We start from the raw sequence: 19222 nt of genomic DNA, 5'->3' as shown, positions 1-19222 counted from the left end.
TGTACGGGCTTCCCCATTGCCTATTCTATGTAACAATCCGGTGTCAGACCGGTGCAGTTGCGGCATCCAACCACAGTTGAGCGTCCTCGCCCAGCCTTGGTCGGATCTTTTCTGCAACATCGCGGTGATATGCGTTCAACCAGGCACGTTCTTCGCGTGTCATCATGTCGACGACAATCAGTCGCCGGTCGATGGGCACATAGGTCAATGTACGCCATTGCAACATAGCCCGTTCGTCATCGCCGCCGGGCAGGGCGGGGGCCTCTTCCACCACCACAAGATTCTCCAACCGGATGCCAAACGCGCCTTCGCGGTAATATCCCGGCTCGTTGGACAGGATCATGCCGGGCTCCAGCGGCACATGGCTGACCCGTGACAGACGCTGAGGGCCTTCATGCACGCTCAGGTAGGTGCCCACGCCATGTCCAACCCCGTGGTTGAAATCCTGCCCCGCGAGCCACAACGGCAGGCGTGCGACGCATTCGATATCACGTCCTGCCAACCCAACCGGCCAGCGCAGCATCGACATGGCGATCATGCCCTTTAGCACGCGGGTGAAGCATAGCTTTTCCTCATCCCCTACGTCACCGATTGCGATGGTCCGGGTGATATCGGTGGTGCCATCCAGATACTGCCCGCCACTATCGAGCACCAGCAGATGACCATTCTCTAACCGGCTGTCCGTTTCCTCGGTCACCCGATAATGCATAATGGCCCCGTTCGGACCGGTGCCTGCGATGGTGTCAAATGAGATATCCTGCAACGCATTGTCTCGGCGGCGGCATTCTTCCAGTCTGGTCACCACTTGTGTTTCGGATAGGCTGTCCGGGGCCTGTGCGTCCAACCAACAGAGCAATTCCACCACTGCCGCGGCGTCACGCAGATGCGCCTCGGCGCTGCCTGCGATCTCGGCAGGGTTTTTACAGGCCTTTGGCAATGCACAGGGATCACCACCCTCGACCATCCGATCCCCGAGCGCATCCGCCACGATCTGCGGTACGGTGTTCGGGTCGACTTGCACCGCCCCCTCAAGGGCCCCGATGGTGGTAAGGAAGTTTTCCGGCTCATTCACAGTGACCTGAGCGCCCAAATGATCCATCACCTCCGTCAGCTTCGCAGCGGCCATGAACAGATCAACACGCCCATCACTGTGCAGTATGGCAAACCCGTGCGCCACTGGGTTATAGGCAATGTCCGAACCGCGAATGTTCAGCAGCCACATGATCGAATCTGGAAGCGTAATCACTGCCGCCGTGCGCCCGGACCTCCGCAACTCTTCGGCGAGGCGCTTGATCTTGCTTTCCGCAGTTTCCCCGGCGAACTCAATCGGATGCGCTTTGACCGAGTTCATCGGTGGCTCAGGCTGGTCATCCCAGACCCGATCCACCAGATTGTCACAGCGCACCAATTCGACGCCGCTGCCTTTCAGTTCCTTTTGAGCGCCGGCGATCTGACCAGCCGCATGGAGCCACGGATCGAACCCGACTTTACCGCCATCTGGCAGTTGTTCCTTCAGCCAAGTGCTAAGGCTGACATCCGGCCACGGCACCGGAGTGTACTCCTCGGCCACCTGTGCCTTCACCTGCGTGCGATAGCGCCCGTCGATGAATACGCCTGCCACGCTAGTCAATGCAACGCAGAAACCGGCAGAACCTGTGAACCCGGTCAGCCAAGCCAGCCTCTCGTCATGGGGTGCCACATATTCACCCTGATGTGCATCAGAGCGCGGGATGAGGAAACCGTCCAGCCCGTCTTTTGCCATTTCGGCCCGCAACGCGGCCAGTCGAGGAGGACCCTGTTCGGGGCGCGCGGTCACTTCGAAACTCTGGAACATCGGGGCCTCATTCGTCGGTTTGATCGGCGCAAACCTGCGGCCTGCGGCGGAAAATGTCCAGCCGCTTGCTCTGCTCGGTTCAGGAAGTTCCGCAGCGCATTCAGGAAGGTAGCGTAGACCCGCGCTCCGCTAACCGGCCCGTTTCATCCCCATAACTCGCGCCCGAGCGCGTGGATCACTGTCGAACAGGGCGGCCAACTGTTCGGTCATGGCACCGGCCAGCTGCTCGACATCGGTGATCGTCACCGCGCGGTCATAGTACCGCGTCACGTCATGCCCGATCCCGATGGCCAACAATTCCACCATCTTGCGCTTTTCCACCATGGCGATCACGTCACGCAGATGTTTTTCAAGATAGTTGGCTGGATTGACGCTGAGCGTTGAATCATCGACCGGTGCGCCATCTGAAATCACCATCAGGATCTTGCGCGCCTCACGCCGCGCGAGCATCCGGCGATGTGCCCATTCCAGCGCCTCACCGTCGATGTTTTCCTTCAGCAGGCCCTCTTTCATCATCAGGCCCAGATTGGGCCGCGCCCGACGCCATGGCGCATCCGCACCCTTATAGATGATGTGGCGCAGATCGTTCAGACGCCCGGGCTGCTGCGGTCGGCCATCGTTGAGCCAAGCTTCGCGTGCCTGTCCACCTTTCCAAGCGCGAGTGGTAAAGCCCAGAATCTCGACCTTCACATTGCAGCGCTCCAGCGTCCGCGCCAGAACATCGGCGCAGATTGCTGCGATGGAGATAGGACGCCCGCGCATCGAACCCGAATTGTCCAGCAGCAGCGTCACCACGGTATCGCGGAATTCCGTATCTTTTTCGACCTTGAAACTCAGCGGAGTCGTGGGGTTCGCGACGACACGTGCCAGACGCCCAGCATCCAGAATGCCTTCCTCGCGGTCGAACTCCCAAGACCGGTTCTGCTGCGCCTGCAAGCGACGCTGCAGCTTGTTGGCCAGGCGGCTCACCGCGCCTTTCAGGGGTTCAAGCTGTTGGTCAAGATAAGCCCGCAGACGTTCCAGCTCTGCCGGTTCCGCAAGATCTTCGGCCGCAATCTCTTCATCATAGCTGTTCAGATAGACCTTGTAGTCCGGATCTGCTTCGGACGCGGGCGGCGGGGCAGGTGGCTCCAGCGGGGCCTCGCCTTCGGGCATCTCGGCCTCATCGCCCATCTCATCCTCGGCCATCTCATCCATCGAGACCTGAGCCTGAGATTGGTCCTGCTGCTCTTCCTGCGACTGTTCCGGGTTGGCGTCGGCGTCCTGTTCTTCCTGATCGTCTTGTCCGGTGCTGTCGGGATCGGGCTGTTCCTCGGCGTCTTCCTCGGCCTGATCTTCCTGCTCGTCATCCAGCTCATCGGGGTCGTCCCCCAACTGGTCGCCATAGCCCAGATCTTTGATCATCTGGCGCGCGAACCTGGCAAATTCGGCCTGATCCGAAAGCACCTCATCAAGGTTCTCTAAAACGCCGCCAGCCTGTTCCTCAATAAACCCGCGCCACAGGTTCATGACATTTTCCGCCGCCGGAGGCATGTCGCGTCCCGTTGCCAGATGCCGGATCAGATAACCCGCCGCGACGGCCAAAGGCGCATCCGCAGGCTGCTTGCATTGATCATAACCACGCCGGATCGCCTCATGCCCGATCTTGACGTCGATATTGGACGCCGTTCCGGGCATATCCCGCGCGCCCATCGCCTCGCAGCGCGCGACTTCCATGGCCTCGTACAAATCGCGGGCCATATCGCCCGGGGGCGCATAACGCGCATGGGTTGCGTCGTCATGATACTTACGCTGCAACGCCAATGCATCCGCCGTGCCACGGGCCAGCAATACCTCTTCCCGTGTCATCCGCCGCGACACCTGTGGCAGTCGCATCGACTCGCCCGTCATGCCCGATGGATCAACCGTATAGGTCACCGACAATTCGGGGTCGTCGGCCATAACCTTAGTGGCTTCGGCCAGAGCCTTCTTGAACGGATCAGCAGGATTGTCGTTCTTCTGCACCATGATCAAACGCCCTTTGTGCTGCAGCGATCCGGTATCTCAAAGCGAAACCGGATCCCCCTTCATCTGGCCAAAAATATCCCCGCCGGAGGCATTGCGCCCGGCAAGGGCACAATTCAGGTCCTTAGCCCAAGCTCGCAGAGGCGGCGCTTTCAGGCAACTCCTCGTCAAAACAGCGCTGATAGAACTCGGCCACTGTCTGGCGCTCAAGCTCATCGCATTTGTTCAGGAAAGACAGACGGAAGGCGTAGCCTACATCGCGGAAGATTTCGGCATTCTGGGCCCAGTTGATCACGGTCCGCGGGCTCATCACAGTCGACAGATCACCGTTCATGAAAGCTGTCCGGGTTAGGTCAGCGACCGTCACCATCTGGCTGACGGTCTTGCGGCCTTTCTCGGTGTTGTAGTGAGGAGCCTTGGATAGCACGATCATCGTCTCGGCATCATGGCTGAGATAGTTCAGCGTCGAGACCAGCGACCAGCGGTCCATCTGCGCCTGGTTGATCTGCTGTGTACCGTGATAGAGGCCAGTGGTATCACCCAGACCCACGGTGTTGGCGGTCGCAAACAGGCGGAAGTTGGGGTTCGGCGTAATAATCTCGTTCTGGTCAAGCAGGGTCAGCTTGCCGTCATGCTCCAGCACGCGCTGGATGACAAACATCACATCCGCCCGACCCGCATCATATTCGTCGAACACGATGGCAACCGGGTTGCGCAGCGCCCAGGGCAAGATGCCTTCATGGAATTCGGTGACCTGTTTGCCGTCACGCAGTTTGATCGCGTCCTTGCCGATCAGGTCGATCCGGCTGATGTGGCTGTCCAGGTTCACGCGAACGGCGGGCCAGTTCAGACGCGCCGCAACCTGTTCGATATGGGTCGACTTCCCGGTGCCGTGATAGCCCTGGATCATCACCCGACGATTGTGAGCAAAGCCCGCCAAAATCGCGAGTGTGGTCTCTGGGTCGAACTTATAGGTATGGTCGATCACCGGTACCCGGTCACTGCGCTCGGCAAAGCCCTTGACTGCCATATCGCTGTCAATGCCGAACACCTCACGGACCGAGATATCCTCGGTAGGTTTTGCGTTGATGTCGATCGATCCGTCAGCCATGCGCCTTGTCCTTATCCTATGGCCCGCTCACCGGGTTTGAACCCGTGTGTGGTGCAACATATTGCAAGCAAGGGCAAGGGAAAGCCGCGCCTGTCAAAAGCTGAGGGGATTTTTCTTTGAAACTGGCCTTATCGGAGTTGATGGAGCGTCAACGCAGGCGGCGCTTAGCGCACTCTGAGCGTTTGGTATCGCTGACGCCCGTAGGCGCGACGGGGCTGACCTTGGCCGACGTGCCCGTTGCCAATACTATCAACCTGTCCATAACGCCATTTTCCTAGAGGTTTTGTCATGAGCAAAGTTAGGGTTATTGGGTTAGGGATGATGGGTTCGGCGATAGCCAAGACCTATCGGAAGTCAGGTATTTCCCTCACTGTTTGGAACCGTTCAATCGAAAAAGCCACGGCGCTTGAAGGTGAAAACGTCGCCGTCGCTCAATCTATCTCTAACGCCGTAGCCGCAAGCCCCACAACGATCATATGCGTGGATGATCCCACGTCTATTTTTTCTCTTTTTGGAGACAGCCGTGTGCAACCGCTGCTCGATAATCGGACGATAGTCCAGCTCAGCACGTGTCTGCCGAAACAGGCCAGAGAGGCCAGAGATTGGTTGGCAGAAAAAAACGCGGACTATTTGGATGGAGAAATTCACTGCGGCCCCCAAAACATAGGAACCAAAGATGGCAGGATACTTATCTCTGGCTCGTCGACCACATTTGAACAAGTTGCATCACTCTTTGACTGCCTGGGCGAAAGAATAGACTTCCTTGGGGACGACATAGCAGCGGCGTCCACACTTGATCTGGCCTGGTTATCAACCCGTTTCGGTGAGTTTGCCGGAATGCTTCACGCTGCAAACGTTTGCCGTGCAGAGGGGATCGAACTTCAGAAATTTATCTCGATGTTCCCAGATAACCCAAGAATTCAGCATCATGTCGGAACAATACGCGATGGTACATATGACCAACGAACCGCCATGCTTTCAGTTTGGCAGGGCTCACTTGAATTGCTGAGGCGGCAATCACTTGACGCTGGTATGAACTCGGAGTTTCCGGACTACTTCGGCAGGTTATTCGAGAAAGCAATCGAAGCCGGCTATGGGGAAGAGCATGTTATGGCGCTTTTCAAAGCCTTGCAGAAAGACAGGTGATCAGAACGAGCCTCTCAGGGCTCAAAACCGCCCAATGCACCTTGCGGCACACAGTTTTCATGAAAACACCAGCTCACTACTCTACCGCTAATAAAGGGCCGCCAAAAGGCCGACCCTACTTGAAGCTGCGGCTGTCCTTGATCTGATCCCAGGCCCAGACGACCTCTTGCAGCTGTTCTTCCTGCGACCGGTCGCCGCCGTTCATGTCCGGGTGCAGCACCTTGATCAGCTTCTTGTAGGCTTTGCGGATCTCGGCCTTCGACCAGCTGTCCTGCGCCTCCAGAATTTCAATCGCCCGGCGCTCGGTCGGGGGCAAGCGGCGACCGCCGGAATTGGCGCGACCGGGGTTCTTCGTGGCGTTCTCACCCAGTACTTGATGCGGGTCTTCGATGCCCAGGCGTGCCCAGGCGCGGGCCTCTGGGTCGCCCATGGGTTTGGTCTCACGCTCCCAGACCTTGTCCTTGGAACGCTGCGCGTTCAGCTCGGCCTCGGTGGTGCCGTCGAAGAAATTCCATTTCTGGTTATATTCGCGCACGTGCTGCTGGCAGAACCAGAAGAAGTCGTCCAGCACATCCGGCGCTTTGGGCGCGCGGAACTTGCCTGCCTCCTCACAGCCCTCATGATCGCAAATACGCGTCGAGGTCTCGGACGCGCCCGACATGCCCCGACGCCCGCGCGGCTTCTTTTTCTTCGCGCTGGACACGGACATATCGAATCCGAAGGGATCTGACTTCACCATCTGCTCAACCTCACGAACGCATCTTTTCGACTCGGAGGCAGCAGTTTAATCTAAGCAGCCGAAAGTAGAAGAGGGGGACGGCAATTAATTTGCCGATGAGCATAAAAATGAGCGTGACCGACGAAATCCGTGACCGCCTGCAGGCAGCATTTGATCCGCGTGAGCTGGACGTTGTAGACGACAGCGAAAGCCATCGCGGTCACGCAGGGTACCAAGAGGGCGGAGAAAGCCATTTCAACGTCCGTATCCGGGCGGAAGCTTTTCAGGGGCAATCCCGTGTTGCGCGCCATCGCGCGGTGCACAAAGCGCTGGGCGATATCGTGCCACGCATTCATGCGCTGGCGCTTGATATCGACGGCTAAGTTGCTTTCGATCTGCGCGATCAGTTTACTGGATAAGGCGCGTGGGAGATATAATCGTAAGTGGCCGGATGATCGACGTGTACGTTGCGCGGTTGCGAAAAAGATTGAACCTGCTCCTTCGGCCCCAACATTCATCAAGGCCGTGTAGGGGATTGGATATTGCTTTGCCGCCAATACACGCAAAACCGGCAGTTATGTCAGTTGCTTATACATATAGGTGGTCGGCTCCAACCGATCCTCGAAGGGGTTGCGGCAATAGTTCGGAATCTCTCCGGCAATATGAAAGCCCTGCGATTGGTAGAGCAGACGCGAAGGGTCGCTGCTGCGGGTATCCAGCACCAGCGTCGTTCGCCCTAAATCGCGCGCCCGGTCCTCTAATGCTTCCATCAGTGCCCGACCTAATCCGCGTCGGCGGGCCTGAGGGTGGACCAATAGCTTGGCGACATCAGCGCGATGCGGCTGGTTTGGCATGGAGGCGGGGATCAGCTGCACTGTTCCAAGTATGCCACCCCCATCATGAGCGACGAATAAATCTAACGCTTCGATCTGCAAATCCGGCCTTACCCGACCCAGCCAGTAGCTGCGGGCATCCTCCTTTGAGAATGGCAGGATAAAGCCTATGCTGGCGCCAGTGTGGACGCAGCTATGAAGGATATCCGTCAGATCCTCGAGCGCTTCGTCAAAATAGGCAGCAGTTAATCGTGTGATCATATCAGTACCAACAGATAACGCGCGCCGCGTGCAGGCCCGGTTTGGAACCGTGTTGCTCCGGATAAATGATAGCGTAGACAATCCCCGTCATTGAGCATGTGATCGACGCCATCGACCGTGAGCGTCAGTTCCCCGTCCCGCATGATCAGGTGATGCTCCTGCCCGGGCTTTGGGGGGGTGTCATAGCTGATTACAGTGTTTGGGGGCAGCTGACCTTCCATGACTTCGCCGCTCAACCCGGCAGCGGGTGGTGAGACGGACCGGCGAGTGAAACCGGTCTCGGGATCGCGCCATTCGGGTTGGCGCTCAAGGGGGATGCGAGGGTCGAAACTGTCTTCGACCATCATCAGCAGGCGCGACATGGGCAAGCCATAGGCGGCACACAATCGGCCCAGCGTTTCCGCCGTCGGGCTGACATCCCCCTTTTCCATCCGAGACAGCGTCGCGCGGCTTATGCCGCTATGTTCGGCAAGCTGGTCAAGCGACCAGCCGCGTCCCTGGCGCAGCTCTTTCAGCCTTGTAGCGAGCCGGAAGGAGAGTTCATCTAGCATTGTTCAAATACGAGAATCATGTTCATATTTGGGATTATTGGCTAACAGATATCATGAACACAATAAAAAAGAGCGCAGAAGGCGCTACGCTCTTTCAATTTCTCGGGTGAACCGAAGGCTTACTTCCAGCCAACTTCATTGAAAATTTTCTGCGCCTCAGGGATGTTCTTGGCCACTTCAGACAGGTTTACTTCATCCGCCTTGAAATCGCCCAACGAGGCCACGTTCTCGGCCAGGGCCACGCCTTTAACCGCCGGGAATTCGTCGTTGCCGTTCGAGAAGTAGACCTGAGCCTGGTCGCTGGCCAGATACTCAAGGAACTTGATCGCGTTTTCCTTGTTCGGAGCGTTCGCCGCAACCCCTGCGCCCGACAAGTTCATGTGTGCACCCTCGGCATCCTGTGCCGGAAATTGCACGCCAATCATGTCCATATCAGCGCTCAGACCTTTGACGTCCCTGCGGATAGCGCGCGCAAAGTAGTAGGAATTCGAAACGGCAATCTCGCATTCACCGGATACGATGCCGCGCAGTTGGTCAGTATCACCGCCCTGAGGTTCACGCGCCATGTTGGCGACGACGCCTTCAGCCCAGGTTTTTGCGGCCTCAGCACCGTGGTTGGTGATGATCGCAGCCAGCAGGGTCTGGTTATAGGTGTTGCTGGAAGAGCGGATGCAGACCAGGCCTTTGTATTCAGGCTTGGCCAGATCCAGATAGCTTGCGGGTGGATTGGCGACCTCATTCTTGTCAAAGAAGATGATCCGGGCGCGCTGCGAGAAGCCATACCATTGGTTATCTTCGTCCTGCAGGTTGGCCGGAATACGCTCTTCCAGAATGGCGCTGTCGATCGTCTGCAGTAGGTCGGCATTCTTGGCGCGCGCCAGACGCGAGGTATCGACGGTCAGCAGGATGTCGGCGGGCGAGTTTGCGCCTTCAGCCTCCATGCGCGCGATCAACTCATCGGCCTTGCCTTCGATGCGGTTGATGGTGATGCCGGTTGCTTCTTCGAAATCGGAATACAGCCTCTCATCCGTATCATAGTGACGCGACGAATAGAGGTTCAGTTCGCCTTCGGCGACAGCAGATGTCGCAATCAGTGCCGTTAGGGCGGTGGCGATACAGGTGGAAGATTTCAGCATGATGTGTCCCAACATTAGAATACGCTGCGGGTTATAACCCGACTGATTTGGTCAATTAAACGATTCTGAGCGGGATGCAAGGAATTCCGACAAAATTGGTCGGTCAAATGGTCACGCCATATTTTTATGTTTCGGGGCTGAGGTCAGGTGCTTGGGCATTGGGCCACCTATTACCTTGCTGGCCAGAGCCGAATGGATTGATGGCATTCGCGTGGTCTGCCATTTCGCATCGCTGGTACAGGCACAAAAAAAAACCGCGCCCGAAGGCGCGGCTTTTTCTATTCGGAATGTGCAGTTCTTAGCCCTGGCGAGCTTTGAACTTGCGCTGCGTCTTGTTGATCACGTAGACGCGGCCTTTGCGACGCACAACCCGGCAGTCACGGTGCCGGTTCTTGAGCGAGCGGAGCGAGTTCTTGACCTTCATGGGTCTGTCTCCAATCTGCGGCGCCTTCATCAAAGACGTGGCCAGCGCCTGGGTTAGTCGGGTGCCCCGGAAGCCCGGAACAGTGAATCATGGTGGGCGGTACAAGGATCGAACTTGTGACCCCTTCGATGTCAACGAAGTGCTCTACCGCTGAGCTAACCGCCCATGAAACCGTCGCGTGACCTACCCCATAACGAAATGGGGCGCGGAACCCCGCGCCGGTAGCGGGGTCTATAAAAGGAGTCGTTGGGGGGATCAAGGGGTTTGGAAGAACTATTTTCCGGTCTATGTTCAATGCGAATAACGGAGAGCCCATGACCAAACCTTCGTCCAATGCCGCCTACCTACTGGATATGCCCGCCAAGCGCACGTCTTGCGTGGTATTTGCCTCTCCGCATAGCGGCAGGACCTATCCGGGCTCGCTTTTGAAGCGGTCGGTGCTGAACCGGCATGCGATTCGGTCGTCCGAAGATGCTTATGTCGATCAACTGTTCGATTCTGCCGCCACCTTTGGTGCGCCTTTGCTGGCTGCAGCTATGCCGCGCGCATATCTCGACTTGAACCGCAGCGCGGATGAGCTGGACCCTGCCTTGATCCAAGGCGCCCGCCGCCATGGGCATAACCCTCGCGTCGCTTCGGGGCTGGGCGTGATTCCGCGCGTCGTGGCGAACGGGCGCGCGATCTACAATGGCAAGCTGACGATGGACGAGGCGCGGCTGCGCATCGATACCTATTGGCGGCCTTACCACCAGCGCCTCAAGTCACTTCTGGCCGAATCGCATGCGACCTTCGGGCAGGCGATCCTGATCGATTGCCACTCGATGCCACATGAGGCGGTCGCCATGGCCAACAGCGGACGCAGTTCGCGGCCCGAGATTGTGTTGGGGGATCGGTTCGGAGCCTCTGCCTCGGGCGTGATCGTGGATCAGATCGAAGCGGCCTTTGCCTCGGTCGGGCTGAATGTGGTGCGCAATACGCCCTTCGCGGGGGCCTATGTCACCCAGACCTATGGCCGCCCGGCGCGTCATCAACACGCCATTCAGATCGAGATCGACCGGTCGCTCTATATGAATGAAGGCACGATCCAGCCCAATGGTAATTTCCAGGCCTTCCGCGACCTGTTGCGGCAGGTGACGGCGGATATTGCTGCCATCGGATCTGAAACACAACAGCTGGCGGCCGAATAGGCTAACGCAGCGCGCGCCCCTTCACGATCGCATCCGTTCCGAACCGTCGCCGGATTTCATCGGTGGCCCGTTCGGCCTGCGAGCGTTGTGCCGCACCGGGGTCCAGCAAATCACCCGAGATATCCGCCTGATCCTCTGGGCACAGATCGGACAGGCCACATCCCAACAGGCGATAGGGCCCCTGATCACCCACCTGATCAAAAAGGTTGCGCGCAATACGATAGATTCGGTCTGCGATCTGGGTCGCATCGCGCAGAGAGACCCTCCGCGTTATGATCTTGTGATTGGCCTGTTTCAGCTTGAGCGTCACCACTCGCCCGGCCAGCCCTCTGGCCTTGGCCCGGTCGGCTACCTTCTCGGACATGCGCCAGATATGCCCGTCCAGAATGTCCGTGCTAGCGGTATCCTCGAAAAACGTAGTCTCGTTGCTGATCGACTTCATCGGTGTATGTGCCGAGACCCGACGTTTGTCCTGCCCTCGGGCGAGATGCCACAGACGATATCCCATTGATCCAAACCGCGCCGTCAACGCCTCCTGATCCCAGCGCAACAGGTCGCTGAAGGTGCGAATACCCGCCCGTTCCAGCGTCTCCTGCGCCGCCGGGCCAATGCCCCAGATCAGGCGCACGGGTCGGTCATGCAGGAACTCGGCAGTCTCTGCCTTGCCGATCACCGAAAACCCGCGCGGCTTGTCGAGGTCCGAGGCCACCTTGGCCAGAAATTTGTTATGACTCAGCCCGATCGAGCCGGTCAGTCCCTGTTCGTCCTTCATCCGCTTGACGAGCCGGGCGAGCATCACAGCAGGCGGCGCGCCATGCAGCCGCGCGGTACCGGAGAGATCCATAAAGGCTTCATCCAGCGATAGGGGTTCCACATCCGGCGTCAGATCGTCCATCATCGCCCGAATTTCGCGTGAGACGCTGGCATAAAGCGACATGCGAGGTTTAATCACCACCGCATCAGGGCAGAGCGTCAGCGCCTTGAACATCGGCATGGCCGAGCGTACGCCGCGAATGCGGGCCACGTAACAGGCGGTGGAGACCACGCCGCGCTTACCGCCACCGATGATCACCGGCTTGTCCGCCAGATCGGGATTTTCACGTTTCTCGACCGAGGCATAAAATGCATCGCAATCCATATGCGCGATGGTCAGGTCAAACAGTTCGGGATGGGATTTCACACGCGGGCTGCCGCAGGACGGACAGCGCCGCTCGTCGGTCAGTGTGGTCAGGCAATCTCGGCAAAGACCGGGCATTCGGTTTCCCGTTTTTCACGCGGTTCAGGTCAGGACCAGTCTTATAACAGCACAGGTCCCGGTTCAAAGGATTGGGTCGGGGTGGGGGAGTGTCTACTGACAAGAAAACCCCCCGCGGTAGCGGGGGGAGAAGGTAACGGACCTCAGGAAGTCACAGTCCGTTGGGGAGTGTCTTGCATTTAGAATCGCTTAAAACTGCTGTTTTCGATAGCTGTAAGCGTCGGATCGAAAAACTCGCATATTTGATGTGTGTTTTCGGGCACAGGGGCGATTTGGCGCAGAAAGGGTAAAAATTGACCTAAGGTCAACTGGTTGCCTGCAGTTGCTATCGTAAATGCCGGGCGATTCCGTGCGGAATTCAATGCCGCGTCAAAGAATTTAACTCGTTCAGAACAGCTTCTGCTGCCGCTTTGGGATCGTCGGCCTGATAGATCGGTCTTCCGACGACGATATGATCCGCACCATCTCCGATTGCACTCGCTGGGGTCGCCACACGTTTCTGATCGCCCAGAGCAGCGCCCGCAGGCCGAACGCCTGGAGTGACGATCAAGCGGCCGTCCGCCTGGGGCAGGGCGCGGATCAAGGCGGCCTCTTGCGGGCTGGCAATGACGCCGTCGGCCCCGGCCTCCAGCGCGCGTGCGGCGCGCTCGACGACCAGTTCTTGCACATCACCGGCCTTCAGCAGGCTGGCATCCAGATCGTCACGGTTCAATGAGGTCAGAATGGTCACAGCCAAAATCTTCAGGTCTTTGCCCGAGGCGCCTTCTTTGGCCGCCCGCACCACATGCGGATCGCCATGCACGGTCAGGAAATCCAGATCAAACTGTGCCAATCCGCGTACTGCGTTCTCAACCGTATTGCCGATATCGAACAGTTTCATGTCCAGGAAAATACGCTTTCCGTGATCCTGCTTCAGCTCATTGGCCAGCGCCAGCCCGCCACCTGTCAGCATACCCAACCCGATTTTGTAGAAGGACACGGCGTCCCCCAGCCGTTCGGCCATGGCCAGTCCCTGCAAAGCGTTAGGAACATCAAGGGCAACGATCAGGCGGTCATCGGACATAGGTGGGCTCCTTTTTGGCAAACTTCTGCGTCGTAACGGGTTCGGGGCGTTCTGTCCATGCAGGAAGGTTGGGTGACGCAGTTCACGCATAAATTTCCTTGCTGTGCTATGTTGCGGCAATTCAAAGCAAGGGACAGAATGATGCAGAAGATAGTAGCGATTGGCGCAGCGCTGATGCTGGCCGCCTGTGATGACACCCCGCAAAACGATCCTTCAGATACCGGCGTGGCCCCGGCTCCGACCAATGACAACCTTCCCCTGGTGGGCGGCTATCGGTCCGAGGATGACTGGTGCCAGCTCACAGGAGAAAGCCCCTTTACCGGCGAGTTTCTGGATCACACCGCGGATCTGGTTTCATGCCCCACAGGCAGTAGTGCCGAGCAATCGCTGCTTGAGATGTATAATGCCCAGAAGATGGCGGAAACGGGCGGTTACTCCGTCTATTCAATCCCGCGGGGTTGACGGCGTCTTGCCACCCAATAGGCATTGAGGGCGATCAGGCCGATACCTGACAGCTCCAACAGCCAATTGACACGGATGAACAGGAAGTCTGCGTTCAGCAGGGCGTCGAATTTGTGAAACCCTGCTGCGCGGATCAACACGAAACAGATCAGGGCAATGAACCCTATCAGGGCCACGCCGACCTGGCGCAGATGCTTGCGGAGAAACCAAAGGCTGACCAGCGCGCCCCAGAAACCGCAGAAGATCACCGCCAGTATAAAGCCGACCTGGACCGAGCGGCGATCCTGATACCAGCCCTGCATGTGTGAGAGGCAGCGGGCGCTGGCGGTCAGAGCGGATTGCAGGTCAAGCTGCTTGTTGATCATCAGGGCGAACAACAGCAAAGACAGAAGCAGCCAGAACCATCGAACGCTGGGGCTGCATGCCGCGCGCAGGCATAAAAGAGCGGTGACGCCATAAACCGCAACTGTCAGCCATCCGACCGGGCTCGGGTCGCCGATAACGGTTGACCAATGTTCTGCAATGCAGTTGCCGAGGTCGTTGAGTGAAATCATCGCGAGGTGTTCCCAAAACCGGTTCGGTATCATTGGTTTGTGGCAAATCCCCATGGTTTTGCAAGCGCAGAAAGTTGACTGTGTTATTGTAGGGAAACGGTCTTGAATACACGCCAATATTTCCCAAATTGAATGTGAGGCCCAGACCGACGCGTGCCGCCAAGCGGGCGCAACACTTTCGGGCGCTTATAAAAAGGAGAATAACATGGACTTGAACAAGTTCACCGAGCGGGCACGGGGTTTCGTGCAGGCGGCGCAGACCATTGCGCTGCGCGAAGGGCACCAAAGGCTGGAGCCCACACATATCTTGAAAGCATTGATGGACGACGATCAGGGGCTGGCCAGCAACCTGATCACACGCGCTGGCGGCGCACCGAACCGCGTGGTTGAGGCGTTGGACGCGGCCATGGGCAAAATCCCGAAGGTCAGCGGCGACGCGAGCCAGATCTATATGGACGGGCAGACCGCCAAAGTTCTGGATGAGGCCGCAAAGATTGCCAACAAGGCAGGTGACAGCTTTGTGCCGGTCGAACGCGTTCTGATGGCGTTGTGCATGGTGAAGTCCAAAGCCAAAGAGGCGTTGGAAGCTGGTGCTGTGTCTGCACAAAAGCTGAACGAAGCGATTAATGACATTCGCAAGGGCCGCACTGCTGACACCGCATCGGCGGAAGAAGGCTACGACGCGCTTAAGAAATATGCGCGCGACCTGACCGAGGCTGCAGCCGAAGGCAAGATCGACCCGATCATCGGGCGGGATGAGGAAATCCGCCGTTCGATGCAGGTTCTGTCGCGCCGCACCAAGAACAATCCGGTACTGATTGGTGAACCCGGCGTCGGTAAGACCGCGATTGCCGAGGGCATGGCCCTGCGCATCGTCAATGGTGATGTGCCGGAATCATTGAAGGACAAGAAGCTTCTCGCGCTCGACATGGGTGCGCTGATCGCCGGCGCTAAATATCGCGGTGAGTTCGAAGAACGACTGAAGGCTGTTCTGACCGAAGTGACCGAAGCCGCCGGTGAGATCATACTGTTCATCGACGAGATGCACACGCTGGTAGGTGCAGGTAAATCCGACGGTGCGATGGATGCCGCCAACCTGATCAAGCCTGCGCTTGCTCGGGGTGAGTTGCATTGTATCGGCGCGACGACGCTGGATGAGTACCGCAAATACGTCGAGAAAGACGCAGCCCTCGCCCGCCGGTTCCAGCCGGTGATGGTCACTGAGCCGACAGTTGAGGACACGATCAGCATCCTTCGCGGTATCAAGGAAAAGTACGAGCTGCACCACGGTGTGCGCATCTCGGACTCAGCGCTCGTGTCGGCGGCGACCCTGTCGCATCGCTACATCACCGACCGCTTCCTGCCTGACAAAGCCATAGACCTTGTCGATGAAGCGGCGTCGCGTTTGCGGATGGAGGTGGATTCCAAGCCCGAGGAACTCGATCAACTGGATCGTCAGATCCTGCAGATGCAGATCGAGGAAGAGGCGCTGAAGCTTGAGGATGATGCGGCATCAAAAGATCGTCTTGAAACCTTGCAAAAGGACCTTGCCGATCTGCAGGAGAAATCCGCCGAGATGACCGCCCAGTGGCAGGCCGAACGTGACAAGCTTGCCGGAGCGCGCGATCTGAAAGAACAGCTCGACAAAGCGCGGGCTGATCTGGAAATCGCGAAGCGCGAAGGGAACCTCGCCAAAGCGGGTGAGCTGTCCTACGGTGTCATCCCTGAGCTTGAGAAAAAGCTGACCGAGGCCGAAAACGCCGAAAGCAACGCCATGATGGCCGAGGAAACGGTGCGCCCAGAACAGATTGCGTCGGTGGTCGAACGCTGGACCGGTATCCCGACCTCGAAAATGCTGGAAGGCGAGCGTGAGAAACTGCTGCGGATGGAAGACGATCTGCATTCCCGCGTGATCGGTCAGGATGCGGCGGTCACTGCCGTTGCCAACGCCGTGCGCCGTGCGCGTGCCGGTCTGAACGACGAAGGGCGCCCGCTGGGCTCGTTCCTGTTCCTCGGGCCGACGGGTGTGGGTAAGACCGAGCTGACCAAGGCTGTGGCGAACTTCCTGTTCGACGACGACAACGCGATGGTGCGCATCGACATGTCCGAGTTCATGGAAAAACACGCGGTCGCCCGTCTGATCGGTGCCCCTCCGGGCTATGTCGGTTATGACGAAGGCGGTGTGCTGACCGAGGCCGTGCGACGCAGGCCCTATCAGGTCGTGCTGTTTGACGAGGTCGAAAAGGCGCACCCGGATGTCTTCAACGTGCTGTTGCAGGTTCTGGACGACGGTGTTCTGACCGATGGTCAGGGCCGCACCGTGGATTTCAAGCAGACGCTGATCATCCTGACGTCGAACCTCGGGAGCCAAGCGCTTAGCCAACTGCCCGAAGGGGCCGACAGCGCGCAGGCGCGGCGGGATGTGATGGATGCGGTCCGGGCGCATTTCCGGCCCGAGTTCCTGAATCGTCTGGACGAGACCATCATCTTCGACCGGCTCAAGCGGGCCGATATGGATGGCATCGTCGATATCCAGATGGCACGTCTGCAGAAACGTCTAGCCGCCCGCAAGATCGAGCTGGCATTGGACGACGGAGCCAAGGAATGGTTGGCGAACGAAGGCTATGACCCGGTCTTTGGGGCCCGCCCGCTGAAACGCGTGATCCAGCGTGCGTTGCAGAACCCATTGGCCGAAGCATTGCTGGCCGGTGAGATCAAGGACGGAGAGACTGTTCCCGTGTCAGCTGGTTCTGACGGCCTGATCATCGGCGATCGGTTGGGAACGTCTGATCGTCCACGCCCGGATGATGCCGTGGTGCATTAACTGGCAGAACCTGAAAGGCCCACCGAAGTGGCGGGCCTTTTTAGGATCGGGTCAAACAACTCTGACCGTTCCCTTCATATGCGGGTGGAACGCGCAGAAATAGGTCAACACCATCCCGTCTTCGACAGTGATTTCGGCGCTCTCATTCCGCTTCAGTTCCTTTGTATCCCAACTCAGGTCGTCGGCTGAAGCAGTGTGAGGAGCGATGTCCAGATTGGTCCAGCGGATGATGTCTCCGACTCGAACCTCGATTTGCTCTGGCTCATAGGTGAAACGCTTGATCGTCACTTCATGCACCTTGGCGGCTTGCTCCGCGCGCGCCGAGAATGTCAGGGCGGTCGCTGAAACCACCGCCCCTCCAAGAAACGTGCGCCGCATGATGGTGCGTGGCATTAATTCAGCGACTCGACCATTACTTCGGCATGACCTTCATGGGCCTTGAATATCTCAAGCCCCTGTTCGAACAGCGCCTTGACCTCGGCGTTGTCGATATTGGGGATCATGGTGCCTTCGACCAGCTCGTTCACTGCCTGATGATAGGCCAGCTCATTGGCGGCATATGCCGCATCGAACTCGGCCCCGCGCAGTTGCGAAAGATTGTCGATGATCTTCTCGGCATTGGCGTTCAGTGTCTGGCTGAATGCGTTATCCTGTGCGGTAGCCCCCAGCTTATCAAGTAATCCAAGTGCGGCGGCGTTCACAGCAGTATGGTCGCGGATCATGGTATTTGCGAATTCATGGATATCGGGATTTTCCGACAGGGCCAGCGCCAGATGCGCATAACGGATATCGATATTGTCGGCGGTATAGGCGATATGGGCGTATTCCAGATCGTTCATATCCGCGATTTCCTGTGCCGAAGCCTGCGCGCTTGTCATGGCGATGGCAACGGCGAGAACGGAAACTAGTCTGTGCATTTGAGAAACTCCTCGAGAGACATTTTTTGCCCGCCCAGTATTTTCCGATCCTCTGTGCTGTCACAGACCGGAGCGTTCACAACAGGACTCAGATCGTCCGGAAAGCAGAACGAAGAAGCAGTCAGCGGATCTCTTTCAAGGTCCGTTGCTATCCAATAAGAGTTCAGGCGGTTTCAAGGGGCGCAAATCCACCGCCTCACGCCAGCGGGGGCATGTGCGCTCAATTGCCCTCTCTCTACGTTACAATCTCGTCTCTCAATCGTTACGCTTGTTTCCTTGGCACTGTGCTATGAGCAAACTACCTCGTTCCTGAGGCAGACTGTAAACGGAGACTTACATGGCGCACCGCTGGACCAATACTTTGACACATGCCGACGTCACCCCACGGGCCGCGTTTCTGAACCGGCGGCAAGTGATGGCCGGGCTGGCGGGTGTGGGGCTGGCAGGTCTGGCGCGACCGGCGGCAGCGGCTGAAACGCTTGAGCCGAACACTTGGGAAGAGGTCACCTCGTACAACAATTATTATGAATTCGGCACCCGGAAGGATGACCCGGCAAAATATGCCCACACGCTGGTGACCGAGCCCTGGAGTGTACAGATCGATGGTCTGGTCGACCGCCCTGGCGAATATGACTTTAAGGACATCATGTCCGAAATGACGGTTGAGGAGCGTATCTATCGGTTCCGCTGTGTCGAGGCGTGGTCGATGGTCATTCCATGGAACGGTTTCGAACTGGCCGATCTGCTGAACATGGCGGGTGTTCAGGAAGGCGCGAAATATGTCGCGTTCGAGACCGCCTATCGTCCGGACGAAATGCCCGGCGTCGCCTATCCGGTGCTGGAGTGGCCTTATCGCGAAGGACTGCGACTGGACGAAGCGATGCATCCGCTGACCATCATGGCCACGGGAATCTACGACAAACCGATCCCGAACCAGAATGG

The 19222-nt window shown here is 58.0% G+C and carries 19 protein-coding genes and 1 tRNA gene (1 of these 20 cut by a window edge); 6 read left to right on the top strand and 14 right to left on the bottom strand.

Features of this window, described 5'->3' with window-relative positions:
- Positions 1 to 43: 43 nt before the first annotated feature.
- From ACR3EM_RS10305 to cobS, 3 genes are all read right to left on the bottom strand, one after another.
- The gene (locus ACR3EM_RS10305; protein WP_480470609.1) at positions 44 to 1834 is read right to left on the bottom strand and encodes an aminopeptidase P family protein; all 1791 of its coding nucleotides are present in this window, start codon (positions 1832 to 1834) and stop codon (positions 44 to 46) included.
- Between the two features lie 129 nt (positions 1835 to 1963).
- A complete protein-coding gene (gene cobT / locus ACR3EM_RS10300) occupies positions 1964 to 3841 on the bottom strand; it encodes a cobaltochelatase subunit CobT (protein WP_480470608.1) in 1878 nt (625 codons plus the stop codon).
- 121 nt (positions 3842 to 3962) lie between these two features.
- Complete coding sequence (gene cobS / locus ACR3EM_RS10295) at positions 3963 to 4949, bottom strand: cobaltochelatase subunit CobS (protein ID WP_480470607.1); 987 nt, start codon at positions 4947 to 4949, stop codon at positions 3963 to 3965.
- A 288-nt stretch (positions 4950 to 5237) separates the two neighbouring features.
- Here cobS and ACR3EM_RS10290 point away from each other — a divergent pair, with 288 nt between their 5' ends.
- The gene (locus ACR3EM_RS10290) at positions 5238 to 6095 is read left to right on the top strand and encodes an NAD(P)-dependent oxidoreductase (protein ID WP_480470606.1); all 858 of its coding nucleotides are present in this window, start codon (positions 5238 to 5240) and stop codon (positions 6093 to 6095) included.
- Positions 6096 to 6210: 115 nt separating this feature from the next.
- Here the strand turns inward: ACR3EM_RS10290 and ACR3EM_RS10285 are convergent, their stop codons facing one another.
- Positions 6211 to 6834, bottom strand: coding sequence for a DnaJ domain-containing protein (locus tag ACR3EM_RS10285; RefSeq protein WP_170716335.1), 624 nt, complete (start codon positions 6832 to 6834; stop codon positions 6211 to 6213).
- Between the two features lie 107 nt (positions 6835 to 6941).
- Here ACR3EM_RS10285 and ACR3EM_RS10280 point away from each other — a divergent pair, with 107 nt between their 5' ends.
- A complete protein-coding gene (locus ACR3EM_RS10280) occupies positions 6942 to 7196 on the top strand; it encodes a BolA family protein (RefSeq protein WP_480470605.1) in 255 nt (84 codons plus the stop codon).
- A 192-nt stretch (positions 7197 to 7388) separates the two neighbouring features.
- Here the strand turns inward: ACR3EM_RS10280 and ACR3EM_RS10275 are convergent, their stop codons facing one another.
- From ACR3EM_RS10275 to ACR3EM_RS10255, 5 genes are all read right to left on the bottom strand, one after another.
- Positions 7389 to 7907, bottom strand: a complete 519-nt coding sequence (locus tag ACR3EM_RS10275) for an N-acetyltransferase family protein (RefSeq protein ID WP_480470604.1) — start codon at positions 7905 to 7907, stop codon at positions 7389 to 7391.
- Positions 7904 to 8458: a helix-turn-helix domain-containing protein gene (locus tag ACR3EM_RS10270; protein ID WP_480470603.1), complete on the bottom strand. Its 555-nt coding sequence runs from the start codon at positions 8456 to 8458 to the stop codon at positions 7904 to 7906. The genes ACR3EM_RS10275 and ACR3EM_RS10270 overlap by 4 nt, the downstream gene beginning before the upstream one ends.
- Before the next feature lie 119 nt (positions 8459 to 8577).
- Positions 8578 to 9594 carry an extracellular solute-binding protein gene (locus ACR3EM_RS10265; RefSeq protein ID WP_480470602.1) on the bottom strand — a complete coding sequence of 339 codons (1017 nt, stop codon included), beginning with the start codon at positions 9592 to 9594 and terminating at the stop codon, positions 8578 to 8580.
- Positions 9595 to 9892: 298 nt separating this feature from the next.
- Positions 9893 to 10018, bottom strand: coding sequence for a type B 50S ribosomal protein L36 (gene ykgO / locus ACR3EM_RS10260; protein WP_005648635.1), 126 nt, complete (start codon positions 10016 to 10018; stop codon positions 9893 to 9895).
- Positions 10019 to 10108: 90 nt separating this feature from the next.
- Positions 10109 to 10183, bottom strand: a tRNA-Val gene (locus ACR3EM_RS10255).
- 149 nt (positions 10184 to 10332) lie between these two features.
- Here ACR3EM_RS10255 and ACR3EM_RS10250 point away from each other — a divergent pair.
- Positions 10333 to 11205, top strand: coding sequence for an N-formylglutamate amidohydrolase (locus tag ACR3EM_RS10250; protein WP_480470601.1), 873 nt, complete (start codon positions 10333 to 10335; stop codon positions 11203 to 11205).
- A 1-nt stretch (position 11206) separates the two neighbouring features.
- Here the strand turns inward: ACR3EM_RS10250 and ACR3EM_RS10245 are convergent, their stop codons facing one another.
- Entirely contained in the window at positions 11207 to 12460 is a 1254-nt protein-coding gene (locus tag ACR3EM_RS10245) for a DNA polymerase IV (protein WP_480470600.1), read from the bottom strand.
- 358 nt (positions 12461 to 12818) lie between these two features.
- A complete protein-coding gene (gene pyrF / locus ACR3EM_RS10240) occupies positions 12819 to 13523 on the bottom strand; it encodes an orotidine-5'-phosphate decarboxylase (protein WP_480470599.1) in 705 nt (234 codons plus the stop codon).
- 141 nt (positions 13524 to 13664) lie between these two features.
- Here pyrF and ACR3EM_RS10235 point away from each other — a divergent pair, with 141 nt between their 5' ends.
- A complete protein-coding gene (locus ACR3EM_RS10235; protein WP_480470598.1) occupies positions 13665 to 13985 on the top strand; it encodes a hypothetical protein in 321 nt (106 codons plus the stop codon).
- Here the strand turns inward: ACR3EM_RS10235 and ACR3EM_RS10230 are convergent.
- The gene (locus ACR3EM_RS10230; RefSeq protein WP_480470597.1) at positions 13964 to 14539 is read right to left on the bottom strand and encodes an isopropylmalate isomerase; all 576 of its coding nucleotides are present in this window, start codon (positions 14537 to 14539) and stop codon (positions 13964 to 13966) included. The genes ACR3EM_RS10235 and ACR3EM_RS10230 overlap by 22 nt on opposite strands.
- A 205-nt stretch (positions 14540 to 14744) precedes the next feature.
- Between ACR3EM_RS10230 and clpB the strand changes: the two genes are divergently transcribed.
- Entirely contained in the window at positions 14745 to 17363 is a 2619-nt protein-coding gene (gene clpB / locus ACR3EM_RS10225; protein WP_480470596.1) for an ATP-dependent chaperone ClpB, read from the top strand.
- Between the two features lie 51 nt (positions 17364 to 17414).
- Here the strand turns inward: clpB and ACR3EM_RS10220 are convergent, their stop codons facing one another.
- Together ACR3EM_RS10220 and ACR3EM_RS10215 are read right to left on the bottom strand one after the other, a co-directional pair.
- On the bottom strand, positions 17415 to 17756 hold the full coding sequence (locus ACR3EM_RS10220; protein WP_480470595.1) for a cupredoxin domain-containing protein: 342 nt from the start codon (positions 17754 to 17756) through the stop codon (positions 17415 to 17417).
- Entirely contained in the window at positions 17756 to 18280 is a 525-nt protein-coding gene (locus tag ACR3EM_RS10215) for a DUF4142 domain-containing protein (protein WP_480470594.1), read from the bottom strand. Before ACR3EM_RS10215 ends, ACR3EM_RS10220 begins: the two co-directional genes overlap by 1 nt.
- Before the next feature lie 337 nt (positions 18281 to 18617).
- Here ACR3EM_RS10215 and msrP point away from each other — a divergent pair, with 337 nt between their 5' ends.
- A protein-coding gene (gene msrP, locus ACR3EM_RS10210; protein WP_480470593.1) for a protein-methionine-sulfoxide reductase catalytic subunit MsrP crosses the window boundary here: on the top strand, positions 18618 to 19222 show its 5' portion. It continues 298 nt past the right edge of the window; only the first 605 of its 903 coding nucleotides appear in the window; it begins with the start codon at positions 18618 to 18620; its stop codon lies off the right edge, out of view.

It is taken from the genome of Ruegeria sp. AH3 (genome assembly GCF_056536265.1).
The sequence above is the reverse complement of the archived record's forward strand: the minus strand, read 5'-3'. Positions and strand labels throughout refer to the sequence as shown.